This is a genomic window from Rhizobium sp. BK529 (assembly GCF_014194105.1).
Classification (GTDB): Bacteria; Pseudomonadota; Alphaproteobacteria; order Rhizobiales; family Rhizobiaceae; genus Rhizobium.
On record NZ_JACIAU010000001.1, the window covers coordinates 2,050,770 to 2,062,599 of the forward strand.

The 11,830-nt window shown below is 58.5% G+C and carries 13 protein-coding genes and 1 pseudogene; 4 read left to right on the forward strand and 10 right to left on the reverse strand.

The genetic code is table 11. The features are described 5' to 3' along the window. Positions 1-41: 41 nt before the first annotated feature. Entirely contained in the window at positions 42-1,025 is a 984-nt protein-coding gene (bcsN, locus tag FHX08_RS10440; protein WP_184327172.1) for a cellulose biosynthesis protein BcsN, read from the reverse strand. A 369-nt stretch (positions 1,026-1,394) separates the two neighbouring features. On the opposite strand from bcsN, the gene FHX08_RS10445 reads away from it, so the two are divergent. Then, positions 1,395-1,712, forward strand: coding sequence for a DUF1236 domain-containing protein (locus FHX08_RS10445; RefSeq protein WP_132651123.1), 318 nt, complete (start codon positions 1,395-1,397; stop codon positions 1,710-1,712). 305 nt (positions 1,713-2,017) lie between these two features. Here FHX08_RS10445 and FHX08_RS10450 read toward each other — a convergent pair whose 3' ends face one another. The 6 genes and pseudogenes from FHX08_RS10450 to FHX08_RS10475 form a co-directional block, all read right to left on the reverse strand. Continuing rightward, positions 2,018-2,560 carry a MerR family transcriptional regulator gene (locus tag FHX08_RS10450; RefSeq protein WP_132651122.1) on the reverse strand — a complete coding sequence of 181 codons (543 nt, stop codon included), beginning with the start codon at positions 2,558-2,560 and terminating at the stop codon, positions 2,018-2,020. A gap of 146 nt (positions 2,561-2,706) precedes the next feature. Further along, positions 2,707-3,045: an integration host factor subunit alpha gene (locus FHX08_RS10455; RefSeq protein ID WP_132651121.1), complete on the reverse strand. Its 339-nt coding sequence runs from the start codon at positions 3,043-3,045 to the stop codon at positions 2,707-2,709. 106 nt (positions 3,046-3,151) lie between these two features. Beyond that, positions 3,152-4,123: a beta-ketoacyl-ACP synthase III gene (locus FHX08_RS10460; RefSeq protein ID WP_132651120.1), complete on the reverse strand. Its 972-nt coding sequence runs from the start codon at positions 4,121-4,123 to the stop codon at positions 3,152-3,154. A 19-nt stretch (positions 4,124-4,142) separates the two neighbouring features. Beyond that, positions 4,143-5,189 (reverse strand): phosphate acyltransferase PlsX, encoded by a 1,047-nt coding sequence (gene plsX, locus FHX08_RS10465; protein WP_132651119.1) that lies wholly within the window; start codon positions 5,187-5,189, stop codon positions 4,143-4,145. 102 nt (positions 5,190-5,291) lie between these two features. Next, positions 5,292-5,846, reverse strand: coding sequence for a YceD family protein (locus FHX08_RS10470; protein ID WP_132651118.1), 555 nt, complete (start codon positions 5,844-5,846; stop codon positions 5,292-5,294). Positions 5,847-5,857: 11 nt separating this feature from the next. Beyond that, positions 5,858-6,449, reverse strand: a pseudogene (locus FHX08_RS10475) (ubiquinol-cytochrome C chaperone family protein). 188 nt (positions 6,450-6,637) lie between these two features. On the opposite strand from FHX08_RS10475, the gene FHX08_RS10480 reads away from it, so the two are divergent. Further along, positions 6,638-7,171 carry an outer membrane protein assembly factor BamE gene (locus FHX08_RS10480; RefSeq protein ID WP_132651116.1) on the forward strand — a complete coding sequence of 178 codons (534 nt, stop codon included), beginning with the start codon at positions 6,638-6,640 and terminating at the stop codon, positions 7,169-7,171. A 70-nt stretch (positions 7,172-7,241) separates the two neighbouring features. On the opposite strand, the gene FHX08_RS10485 is transcribed toward FHX08_RS10480, so the two are convergent. The 3 genes from FHX08_RS10485 to FHX08_RS10495 form a co-directional block, all read right to left on the reverse strand. After that, positions 7,242-9,380 (reverse strand): sodium-translocating pyrophosphatase, encoded by a 2,139-nt coding sequence (locus FHX08_RS10485; protein WP_132651115.1) that lies wholly within the window; start codon positions 9,378-9,380, stop codon positions 7,242-7,244. A 195-nt stretch (positions 9,381-9,575) separates the two neighbouring features. After that, positions 9,576-10,058: a transcription antitermination factor NusB gene (nusB, locus tag FHX08_RS10490; protein WP_132651114.1), complete on the reverse strand. Its 483-nt coding sequence runs from the start codon at positions 10,056-10,058 to the stop codon at positions 9,576-9,578. Between the two features lie 3 nt (positions 10,059-10,061). After that, the gene (locus FHX08_RS10495; protein WP_132651113.1) at positions 10,062-10,517 is read right to left on the reverse strand and encodes a 6,7-dimethyl-8-ribityllumazine synthase; all 456 of its coding nucleotides are present in this window, start codon (positions 10,515-10,517) and stop codon (positions 10,062-10,064) included. 344 nt (positions 10,518-10,861) lie between these two features. Here FHX08_RS10495 and FHX08_RS10500 point away from each other — a divergent pair, with 344 nt between their 5' ends. Next, on the forward strand, positions 10,862-11,218 hold the full coding sequence (locus tag FHX08_RS10500) for a hypothetical protein (protein WP_132651112.1): 357 nt from the start codon (positions 10,862-10,864) through the stop codon (positions 11,216-11,218). 115 nt (positions 11,219-11,333) lie between these two features. After that, the gene (locus FHX08_RS10505) at positions 11,334-11,828 is read left to right on the forward strand and encodes a cupin domain-containing protein (protein WP_132651111.1); all 495 of its coding nucleotides are present in this window, start codon (positions 11,334-11,336) and stop codon (positions 11,826-11,828) included. Positions 11,829-11,830: the final 2 nt, after the last annotated feature.

Below are 11,830 nucleotides of genomic sequence, written 5' to 3' on the forward strand. Positions count from 1 at the left end.
GAAATGGCTCGCCCTGCGCTCCCGCGCATTGGGGCTATTTGCTATTCCCGGCAGTCGGCCGTCATGGCCGCATCACCTATACAATCAGGCGAAGGCACGGTCACACCGATCGGCCTTGCCGTTTGTTGGATCATTGCCGGCGCCTCTGACGAGCGTTCTATCGCATTCGTCTGCGTGTCGTCATTTGGCAGCGGCACGCGCGGTCCGACAGGTGCTTGCGACACTGGCGCCCCTGCTGCGGCATACGGCTGCACACGACGCACGGCCACGGTCCGCTGCTGGCGAACCACGGCCGGAGCAGGCTCATAACCGATCGGCATGGTATTCGGGCGATAACCGCCCTCGTCGGGATAAATTGGCGCGCCGGTCTGACCGAGCGTTGGATTGGCCGGCGGCGGAGCGCCATAGGGATTCCAGATATCGCCATCGAAAGTACCGGTGACGGTATAGCCGTAGACGATACCGAGAAGCTGGCGCTCGGTGGCGCGGGCATCGCAGAGGCGCAGACGAATCTGGATCATGCCGAAGTTGCGCGCTTGCGTGTGGGCTGACTGGCTGGAGCGAATCTGCTGCCAAGCATAGACGCAGGTATCACCGGCGCGGCTGCGGCCAGAAGCATAGCCAAAGGGACCGTAACTATTTTGAAGGAAGGTAGCTGATGTTGCCATCGGAACGCCGGGGACCGAACGCGCCATCTCGCGGGCAATATCCCCTTCCCGGATCATCCTATAGGTATCGTTGCCGGCGCCGGGATTGGCACCGGTCGCGCCGAGAAATTGCGCCTTTAAGAAATTCTGGCCTTGAACCGATGAAGAGGTGAAGAGCGATATCGTCTGTTCCACACCATTTCCGCGTTTTCGCTCAACGACGCTGACGATCGACGGCCCTCCTGGAGGCGGCAGGACCAACGCCTTTTCCGGCTCCACAGTCTCAGGCCCGGCAGGCCGACGCACTCCCCCTGTCGACGTGCAGCCAGTCATCATGGCCGCAACTGCCACCAGCGATATCGTCTTCAGAAAATGCATATCCTGGCCGTTGCTATCGTATTTTTAATCTCCGCCTGAAGGGACAGAGAGCGACGAATTTGCGAATCAACAACCCCGATGTCGTTCATCATGAACAAACGATGCCCATGGTTAACAAATGGTCAACACCTTACCCATAGTCGTACCTAGAAAAATCCGCGATGCCCCACCTCCGCGGATGAGGTCTCGATCTTGTCCGGCTTGCTTCGCTCCTCGGAGGATATGGGAATGTGAGGCGCCCCCGCTGAGGCGAGAAGGATCAAGCTCGCCGGACGATCAGACCGATTGCAAGTGGGGCACCGCCACGCAGGAACTATGAAGCATGGCTGGCGTTCTTTCTGATGGCTGGGTAGGAAAAGGAGAATATCCATGCGCAAGACCATGCTGGCCGCGGCCGCCCTCATGCTGACCGCAAGCTCCGCCTTCGCGCAGAGCAGCGTCATCGTTACCGACCCGGCCCAGACCGGTTCGACCGTTGTGCTTCCGGGGGAAGTACGCACCTACGTGATGGAGCAGAACACTCCCTCCGTCGTCTATGACGGCGACATTACCGTCGGCGCCACGCTTCCCGATACCGTGGAAGTCCATCCCGTCCCCGACGCGGATGGCTACGCCTATACGGTCATCAACCAACGCCGCGTGATTGTCGAGCCGCAGACGCACCGTATCATTCAGGTTCTGGAATAGGGCTTTCGGCAAGGCGATGAGGCCTTTCCCGCCTCATCGCCATTTCCCAGAGCAGGTGTCGATGCGGCCCGGAACGAGAAATTCGACGCGGCTATCCTCGCATAACGCCGGTTCGCTACCGGTCGCAACTGCTTGAAGCGTCTGGCAAGTCCCATGTCTTTGCGACGAGCTCCGAACTCGAAAAAGTGCTGAAGATTTGCAGATCTAAGGTGAAACTCGATCGTTGAGATTCGCTTCACGCTTTAGGTTCCTGTTTCACGCATGTCCTTAACCGCAAACCCGCTGCGCATTCTGCGCGACATGCCTTAGCGCACCTGATCGAGCAGGCGCTTGCATTCCAGGAGATCGTAAAGCGCTTCCTGGAGAAGCGCACGATCCTCCTTGCCGACGCTCGACTTGCCAATCGAGATTTCCGGCTGATCATCCTCGCCGCTGACGAAATTGAAGAAGCGGCGCGTGATCGGCGGTTTGGCGCGGCCGACGATCTGGTCCTCTTCCGCCATAGCGATGCGCGGTTCACCTGCGACCGTATCGTTGACGTTGGCGGCAAGCGCTTCGACGCTCGCCAGATCGCCATGACCGACCGCGACGACAAACTTGTTGCCGTTTGTCTTCAAGAGCTTCTGCACGCCCTTGATCGTATAACCATGATCGTAGAGAAGATGGCGAATGCCCTTCAAAAGATCGACATCTTCCGGCCGGTAATAACGCCTGCCGCCGCCACGTTTCATCGGCTTTATCTGCGGAAAGCGGGTTTCCCAAAAGCGCAGCACATGCTGCGGCAGGTCGAGATCATCAGCAACTTCGCTGATGGTGCGAAAGGCATCCGGGCTCTTGTCCAACGTCATACTGCTACGCGACCTCGCGGATCGATCCAAACGGCGACTCATCATATTTCAACGGTTTGGAGCCGCGAATTCAAGTCACGTCTTCGCGTTGCACACAGCCGGAGGAGCTATGCGGCAAAAAATTCCGTTCAACGGGAAGAAGATGATCAGGCAGCCGGGTTTTGCGGCTTGGCTTTGCCCTTACGGGCAAGGTGGGACTTGAGAATGCGCGTCTTAAGCACATTCGAGGCCTTGAAGGTCATGACGCGGCGGGGCGAAATCGGAACTTCCTCGCCGGTCTTCGGGTTACGGCCGATGCGCTCGTTCTTGTCGCGCACCTGGAAGGTTGCGAAGGATGAGAGTTTGACGGTCTCGCCGCGCACGATGGCGTTGCAGATCTCGTCGATAACCGTTTCGACGAGCTCAGCAGATTCTGTCCGGGAGAGACCGACCTTTCGAAAAACGGATTCCGCCAGGTCTGCTCGCGTCACTGTCTTTCCGGTCATGGTTTCCCCGCCAAATAGAAGATATTTTTTGAAAGCGCCCGAAGAGTATTTGTCTTGTGCCTTACGGTCAAGCTCTTGTTCGCCGCCAGTTTTTTAGGATTCGTGCCTACCAGCGCAGCAAAACTGCGCCCCAGGTGAAACCACCGCCCATCGCTTCCAACATCACGAGGTCGCCCTTCTTGATGCGTCCGTCGCCGGCAGCCGTCGCAAGTGCCAACGGAATAGAGGCTGCGGACGTGTTGCCGTGAAGATCGACAGTAACGACAACCTTTTCCAGGGCAATGTTCAGTTTTTTTGCCGAACCGTCGATGATGCGGCGATTAGCCTGGTGGGGGACCAGCCAGTCGAGATCCTCTGATGTCGTTCCGGTCGAATCGAAAGCTGCCTGGATAACGTCGGTAATCATACCCACAGCATATTTGAAGACCTCGCGGCCTTCCATGCGCAACTTGCCGACCGTACCCGTCGAGGACGGACCGCCATCAACAAAGAGCTTGTCCTTGTGAGAGCCATCGGAACGCAGATGCGCGGTCAGCACGCCGCGGTCAGCCGTCGTTCCCTCGCCTTCGGCTGCTTCCAGCACGATCGCACCAGCGCCGTCGCCGAAAAGCACGCAAGTCGTGCGGTCATTCCAATCGAGGATGCGGGAGAAGGTCTCGGCGCCGATCACGAGCACGCGCTTGGCGAGCCCGCCGCGTATATAGGCGTCAGCGGTGGTAACCGCATAAACGAAGCCGGTGCAAACTGCCTGAACGTCAAAGGCAAAGCCATGTGCCATGCCGAGACGGTTCTGGATGTTGACTGATGTCGCCGGGAAGGTGTTGTCAGGCGTAGAGGTCGCACAGATGATCACATCGATATCATCAGGCGTCAGACCGCCGTTTGCCAGCGCGGCACGCGCTGCCGCCTCGCCGAGCGACGCCGTGGTTTCGTCGTCACCGGCAATGTAGCGCTGCCGGATGCCGGTGCGCTGGACGATCCATTCGTCCGACGTATCGACGATACCTTCCATTTCGCGATTGGTCATCACGCGTTTCGGCAGCGCTGCCCCGAAACCACGAACCACTGATCGGATCATATTGCTTGAACCCCGTTGCTCACGCGGCTTCCGGCCCCATCGGGGGCAGCCGCTTGGCATGATATTTCTTGAGATCGTTTTCTATTTTCTGGGTCAGGCCATTCTTGGCCATGTCATAACCGACTTCGATAGCCGCGGCGATGCCTTCGGCATTCGCCCCACCATGGCTCTTGATGACAATGCCATTGAGCCCGAGAAACACGCCGCCATTCACCTTACTCGGATCGAGCTTCTCACGCAGCATGTCGAAGGCGCTCTTGGCGAAAAGATAGCCGATGCGGGCAAGCAGCGTGCGCGACATGGCGGCGCGCAGATAGGCGCCGATCTGGCGTGCCGTACCTTCGGCCGCCTTCAGCGCGATATTGCCGGAGAAACCTTCCGTCACCACCACGTCGACTGTGCCTTTGCCGAGATCGTCACCTTCGACGAAGCCGAAATATTCGAGCGAATCGAGATTGGCTTCGCGCAGCAGGCGACCGGCTTCCTTGACCTCTTCCTGGCCCTTGATTTCCTCGACGCCGACATTCAGCAGGCCGACGGTCGGGCGTTCCAGTTCAAAAAGCGCGCGCGCCATGGCGCCACCCATGAGGGCGAAATCCATCAACTGCTGGGAATCGGCACCGATCGTGGCACCGACATCGAGCACGATGCTCTCGCCCTTTATCGTCGGCCAAATGGCGGCGATTGCTGGGCGTTCGATATTGGCCATCGTGCGCAGACAGAACTTGGCCATCGCCATAAGCGCGCCGGTATTGCCGGCAGAAACGGCGACATCGGCCTCGCCCGACTTCACTGCTTCGATGGTGCGCCACATGGTGGAGACATAGCGGCCGCGGCGAAGCGCCTGGCTCGGCTTCTCCTCCATGCTGACGGCAAGCTCGCAATCGTGAAAGACAGATCTTTCCCTCACCTTGGGAAACTTCGCCAGAACCGGGTCGCACTGTTCCTTGATACCGTAAAAGACGAAGGAAATATCCGGATGCCTGTCCAGCGCCTTGGCAGCGCCGGGGATGACAACCTGGGGACCAAAGTCGCCACCCATGAGGTCGAGAGATATTTTGATCACGCGTCCCTGATCCTTTTTTTTCGCCTGAGGGGGCGAAATTTCGGCCAAAATACCGGTTTTGGCGTCGCTTACAACTGAATTATATCAAATGCCAGAGAGGCTTCAGTCCTTTTTCCAATCCTTGAGCGCAGCGAATGCAGAGGGCTTTCCGTCATTTTCGCCCGTATCTTCGATATGCGCTTGGAACTCCACGCCTTCCTTGCGCGGATAAGGATCAATAGCGAGTGCCGCGAATTCCGCGACAATCTCGCCGGCGTCGATCGTATCGCCGGTAAAGGTTTCCGGCAGGTCGGGACCGTCGGGATCGAGTACCATTTCGCCGGCATCATTGGCGGGATGACGGGCAAGCTTAGAATTTTCAGGCACGAATATCTGTTCGAACGTCTCGTCGATCTCCGATTCGACCGGCTCGAGCGTGACGACGCAGGACTGGACGATCTTCACCTGGACGCGCCCTTTGACGCGTATGCCGTCGCGTTTCCACCTGTTGATCTGCAGATCGGCATGGAGATTATCCACCGACACGACATTCCAGCTTTCGGCCAGCGCCTTCAGTTCATCTTTGTCAGCGGTGACGCGGACCTCGACAGGATTGGCGGAGATATGGCCGACCTTGACCGGGTAGGAAAAGGGAATCGCGTTCAGATCTTTCTTCATGATTCTACTCCTCAGGCGACCTCAGGAATCGTCGCCGAGCCGGTAGCGATCGCTTCTTCTGCAATGGCCGACAAGTGGACCTCTGCCGCCAACATCCATTGTGCCAGCCCGGTCATGTCGGCAGGCTCAGCCGCTCCCGGATAGATATTGCGCTGAAGGGCTGCGGAAAGAGTGACAGCATCGCCTGCATCCATCGCCTTCGAATAGGCTTCCAGCCGGCCGTAAAACATGCCCGCAAGCTTCTTCATGCGCTTCGGCACGCTGTTGTCGCCGATGCCGAGTTCACGAATCGAATAGTCGATATCCTGGAAAAATGCGTCGACGATTTCCTGGGCGATTTCCTGGCCACTCGTCCCGGATGTGCGGGTGCGGCGGAAATACAGAATCATGACGATCGACAGCATCTCGAAGCGGCCCATGACGGTGTCGGGCACATTCAGGCGCTCATAAAGCTCCGGCATGCGGGCGGCAGCCGTCAGCGTTGCATATTGCCGATCGACGATCGCCTGATTGCTGTTTCTCTTACCGAAGAGCCCGAAGATCATTTGTTTTTTCCGGAAATGCCTCATTCTTGGCACCGAGCGACGCCGGGCCTTGTTGCATGATTTCGAAAGCTGGTTTACCGAAGCAGGCGCGAATTGCAATGCTGTTCGTGGCCGGTTTCGGGACAGGTGCGCTCCGGTGCACGACGAGGCAGATCGGGAGAATTCGACCCCGGAATGGCCACAATGGTTTTGCAGGAGGGAGCACGCAGTGTTTGGAATGGCTGCTATCGATACTCAAGGGAGTAGATGTCGTTGAATAAACGGTATTTCAAGTCTGATAAGAAATTCTTCAGCAATGCGGCCATTGCCATCATCATCGCCTCCGCCACCGCCCTCTCCAGCTGCCAGACGAGCACCGTACTGAACGGCGGCTATATCGTCGACGAGCAGTCGTTGGCGCTGGTGCCTGAAGGATCCAGCCGTGAGCAAGTGCTGCTGTCGCTCGGTACGCCCTCGACCACGGCAACATTTGACGGGGAAGTCTTCTATTATATCTCGCAGCGCCGTCAGCGCTCGATGGCATTCCAGAAGCTGCGCGTCACCGACCAAAGCATTCTCGCCATCTATTTCGATAAGGACGGCGTCGTCACCCGCCGCGCCAACTACACCCTGAAGGACGGCAAGGTGTTTGACACGATTTCGCGCGTTACGCCGACTGGCGGGCGCGAACTCACCTTCCTGCAGCAGATGCTGTCTGGCGGCAGTGCAGCAAATGCGGCCAAGAGCCTCTTCGGTGGCGGTGCCGGCGGCACGCCGCAGAACCCATCCAGCCTGCGCTAAGGCAAGCTGTTTCTCATACAAAAAACCCGCCGGAGCGATCCGGCGGGTTTTTTCATCTCTTCAAAGTGGTTCAGCTTGCAAGAATCGCCAGCAGCAGCAGCGCCACGATATTGGTGATCTTGATCGCCGGGTTGACGGCAGGACCTGCCGTATCCTTGTACGGATCGCCGACAGTATCGCCCGTTACGGAAGCCTTGTGGGCCTCGGAACCCTTCATGTGGCGCACGCCGTCCTTGTCGACGAAGCCATCTTCGAAGCTCTTCTTGGCGTTGTCCCATGCGCCGCCGCCCGAGGTCATCGAGATTGCTACGAAGAGGCCGTTGATAATAACGCCGAGCAGCGATGCACCAAGGGCTGCAAAGGCGGATGCCTTGGAGCCCGAGATAACGAGCACGCCGAAATAGACGATGACAGGCGCCAGGACCGGCAGCAGCGACGGAATGATCATTTCGCGGATCGCCGCCTTGGTCAGCAGGTCGACCGCCTTGCCGTAGTCAGGCCGTTCCTTGCCTTCCATGATACCGGGTTTTTCGCGGAACTGCTTGCGCACTTCCTCGACGATCGCGCCGGCAGCACGACCGACGGCGGTCATGGCAATGCCGCCGAAGAGGTACGGAATCAGTCCGCCGAACAAGAGACCGGCCACGACATAAGGGTTCGACAGATCAAATGAGATCGTGCCGATATTCTGAAAATACGGATACTGGTCGGGATGCGAAGCGAAATATTGCAGGTCGTTCGCATAGGCAGCAAAGAGGACCAGAGCGCCGAGACCGGCCGAACCGATTGCATAACCCTTGGTAACGGCCTTCGTCGTGTTGCCGACGGCATCGAGCGCGTCGGTCGATTTGCGCACCTCCGGTGGCAAGTGGGACATTTCGGCAATGCCGCCGGCGTTATCCGTGACCGGACCGAAGGCATCGAGTGCGACGATCATGCCGGCAAGGCCGAGCATGGCAGTGACCGCGATGCCGATGCCGAACAGGCCGCCGAGCTGATAAGTGGCAAGAATGCCGCCGACGATGACCAGTGCCGGAAGTGCCGTCGATTCCAGGGATACCGCGAGGCCCTGGATGACGTTGGTGCCGTGGCCGGTGACCGACGCCTGGGCAATCGAGACGACCGGGCGCTTGCCGGTCCCGGTGTAATATTCGGTGATGACGACGATCAGCGCCGTGACGATGAGGCCGACGAGGCCGCAGACGAAGAGCCTCGCGCCGGTTACGTCGAACCCGGCCACCTGGCCAAGTGAACCCCAGCCGACAGTCATCGAGGTTGCAGCACCAAGACCGATGATCGACAGAAGGCCGGTGACGATAAGGCCCTTATAGAGGGCGCCCATGATCGAGCCGTTCGGGCCGAGCTTGACGAAGAACGTGCCGATGATCGAGGTGATGATGCAGGCGCCGCAGATTGCCAGCGGATAGATCATAGCCGACTGCAGGATAGGCGCGCCGGCAAAGAAGATCGCCGCCAGAACCATGGTCGCAACGACGGTCACCGCATAGGTTTCGAACAAGTCTGCCGCCATGCCGGCGCAATCGCCGACATTGTCGCCGACGTTATCGGCAATGGTGGCCGGATTGCGCGGATCATCTTCCGGGATGCCCGCCTCGACCTTGCCAACGAGATCGCCGCCGACATCGGCACCCTTGGTGAAGATGCCGCCGCCGAGACGAGCAAAGATAGAGATCAGCGATGCTCCGAAGCCGAGCGCCACGAGTGCGTCGACGACGTCACGCGAGCCATTTTCATGGCCGAGTACGACTGTCAGCATATAATAATAGATGGAAACGCCGAGCAGCGCGAGGCCGGCGACCAGCATGCCGGTAATCGCGCCTGACTTGAAGGCAATGTCCAGGCCGGCCTTGAGGCTGGCGGATGCTGCCTGGGCGGTGCGCACGTTGGCGCGGACGGAAACATGCATGCCGATGAAGCCGGCAGCACCCGAGAGGACTGCGCCGATCAGGAAACCGATCGCGGCCGTGGCGGAAAGGAGCAGCCATGCTGCAATGAAAACAACAATGCCTACGATGGCAATAGTTCTATACTGGCGCGTCAGATAGGCCTGGGCGCCCTCGCGGATATAGCCCGCGATCTCCTGCATGCGGCTGTTGCCCTGGTCGGCAGCAAGCACCGACCGGGTTGCCCAGATGGCATAGACCACCGAGAGCAGGCCACATGCGATTACCAATAAAAGAATGGTCATTCGCTCTTTCCTCCCATAAGCCGGAGCTCACTCCTTCTCCGGCGACGAATGCTGCTGAATCGACTCCTCTCCACAGAAACGCCCAGCAGGCGAACGGAGATTGCGTGGTCGACAACGTCGCGTCAAGACTACAAAACTTCAAAAGCCTTGCAGTTCCGCAGAAAGAAAGGGAGGGATTGTTTGGTGGCTAAGTGCCTATTTCTTCTGATCGCCGCGCACCTGCTTGGCGATGCGGTCCAGGACGGCATTGACGAGCTTCGGCTCATCATCATCGAAGAAGGCGCGGGCAATCTCGACATACTCGGTGACGATGACGGCGACCGGCACGTCCTTGCGGTCGACGAGTTCGAAGACGCCGGCACGCAGGATGGCGCGGACAGTGCTGTCGAGACGCGACAGCGCCCAGTCATCCTGCAGGGCAGAGGCGATCAGGGGGTCGAGGCGAAGCTGGTCGCGCACGACGCCCGAGACGATCGAACGGAACCAGCCCGCGTCGGCCTTCAGATAAGTCGCGCCGTCGATTTCCTGGCCGAGGCGATGCGCCTCATATTCCGCCACGATTTCCAAAACGCCGGTGCCGCCGATATCCATCTGATATAGAGCCTGCACAGCCGCAAGGCGCGCCGCGCCCCGCTGGTTGGCAGCCTTGACCGGTCGTTCGGTATTTTCGTCGCTCATTCTTTATGCACCCAACTTCTTCTTCAGCTCGATCATGGTGAGAGCTGCACGGGCGGCGAAACCGCCCTTGTCCTTGTCCGAACGGCGCGCACGCGCCCAGGCCTGTTCGTCGTTCTCGACGGTCAGGATACCGTTGCCGATGGCAAGGGACTCGCTGACGGCGAGATCCATGAGAGCGCGCGAGGATTCGTTCGACACGATGTCAAAATGATAAGTCTCGCCGCGAATGACCATGCCGAGCGCAACGAAACCGTCATACTGCGTACCGTCATTATCGGCGCCATCGAGCGCCATGGCAATTGCCGCCGGAATTTCCAGCGCGCCGGGCACAGTAACGACGTCGAAAGTGGCGCCGGCCTCTTCGAGAGCCACGGTCGCGCCTTCCAGAAGAGCATCGGCCATGTCGTCATAGAAACGTGCTTCGACGATCAAAATATGGGGAGCGGTCTCTCTCGGCATGGGTCACCTACGTTTGGAGGGGCATTTTCCACTCGGGCAGGCGCGGTCAAAACACGCCTTCGAGCGAATGGCAAGCAAATTCGGGAGGCGCCTCGAAAGGAAAGACAAAATATACGCAATGGGATAGCAGGCGGTGCCGTTCAGTGGCGCAAGTAGGCTCAGAACATGCTTAGCCGGGTGACGCAATAACGGCAAATCCAAGGCAAATTTCGTGAAGAATTATTAATGCATTTTCAGTGACTTAGGCCATTGAAAGGGGAATGCTGCAGTGCCAGATCCCAATCGTAACGCAGACGATCCCCTCATTGACAGCCGACCGTCACAGCAGACGAAAGGATACCATCATGAACCGCGTTGCTAAAATCGCTATTGCCGCCGCTTTCTCCTCCCTTGCATTTGCCGGCGTCAGCCGCGCAGAAAGCCTCGGTATGAATACCGCTCAGGGCATCGAACAGACGCTTCGTACCTTCCAGGGCAACTTCAATGTTCAGCCGGTCTATAACTGGCGCAATCTCGATGATGAGAGCACCGGTCCGCGCTCCGTCCTTCAGCGTCCCCAAAGCGCTGTCCACGCCATCCAAGCCTCCATCGACGCCAACAGATCGCTGGCACGCAAGCTCAACGATGATGGTGTCAATGTTCGTAACGTGGTGAACGCCGAGCAGGCCGCAGACGGCAGCATTACGTTCTACGTTCGCTAAAGCTGCCAACTTGGGAGGCGAGCATGGGCGGCTGATCTCCTCACCGACCATGCTGCCATTTTCTGGTTGCATTTTCAGCCAGATGGGATTGTCTTCCCGCAAAAAGGAGGACTCTATGGCGATGAACGCAAAGCCTGTCATCAATACGGCCGATCTATCCCTTGATCACTGGACCAAGGGAAAGCTCTTCGAAAGCCGCGATGCGTCCTTCGGAAAGGACCTCGGGCTTGCCAATCTCGGCATCAGCTATAATGAAGTACCATCGGGCAAGTGCGGCTGTCCCTTCCACAATCATCATGTCGAAGACGAGCTCTTCTACATTATCGAAGGTACGGGCGAATATCGCTTCGGCGATCAGCGCTATCCGATCAAACAGGGCGACGTCCTTGGCGCGCCGGCAGGTGGCCCGGAAACGGCACATCAGATCATCAATACCGGATCAACGCCGCTGATCTATTTGGGTTTATCGACGAAGGCGAAGACTGAAATCTGCGAATATCCCGATTCCGGCAAATTTCTCGCCAAGACCAACCGCGACGGCGGTTCCTTCCGCCATATCGGCCGGGGCGAGAATGCGCTCGATTACTGGGAAGGTGAACCCGGCTCCTGATG

Excerpts from the sequence above, each read along its gene's own strand:
- FHX08_RS10505 (WP_132651111.1), top strand. The coding sequence starts at position 11,334 with ATGGCGATGAACGCAAAGCCTGTCATCAATACGGCCGATCTATCCCTT.
- FHX08_RS10480 (WP_132651116.1), top strand. The coding sequence starts at position 6,638 with ATGTCGTTGAATAAACGGTATTTCAAGTCTGATAAGAAATTCTTCAGC.
- FHX08_RS10495 (WP_132651113.1), bottom strand. The coding sequence starts at position 10,517 with ATGCCGAGAGAGACCGCTCCCCATATTTTGATCGTCGAAGCACGTTTC.
- FHX08_RS10455 (WP_132651121.1), bottom strand. The coding sequence starts at position 3,045 with ATGACCGGAAAGACAGTGACGCGAGCAGACCTGGCGGAATCCGTTTTT.
- FHX08_RS10485 (WP_132651115.1), bottom strand. The coding sequence starts at position 9,380 with ATGACCATTCTTTTATTGGTAATCGCATGTGGCCTGCTCTCGGTGGTC.
- FHX08_RS10445 (WP_132651123.1), top strand. The coding sequence starts at position 1,395 with ATGCGCAAGACCATGCTGGCCGCGGCCGCCCTCATGCTGACCGCAAGC.
- FHX08_RS10500 (WP_132651112.1), top strand. The coding sequence starts at position 10,862 with ATGAACCGCGTTGCTAAAATCGCTATTGCCGCCGCTTTCTCCTCCCTT.
- FHX08_RS10460 (WP_132651120.1), bottom strand. The coding sequence starts at position 4,123 with ATGATCCGATCAGTGGTTCGTGGTTTCGGGGCAGCGCTGCCGAAACGC.
- bcsN (WP_184327172.1), bottom strand. The coding sequence starts at position 1,025 with ATGCATTTTCTGAAGACGATATCGCTGGTGGCAGTTGCGGCCATGATG.
- FHX08_RS10470 (WP_132651118.1), bottom strand. The coding sequence starts at position 5,846 with ATGAAGAAAGATCTGAACGCGATTCCCTTTTCCTACCCGGTCAAGGTC.
- FHX08_RS10450 (WP_132651122.1), bottom strand. The coding sequence starts at position 2,560 with ATGACGTTGGACAAGAGCCCGGATGCCTTTCGCACCATCAGCGAAGTT.
- nusB (WP_132651114.1), bottom strand. The coding sequence starts at position 10,058 with ATGAGCGACGAAAATACCGAACGACCGGTCAAGGCTGCCAACCAGCGG.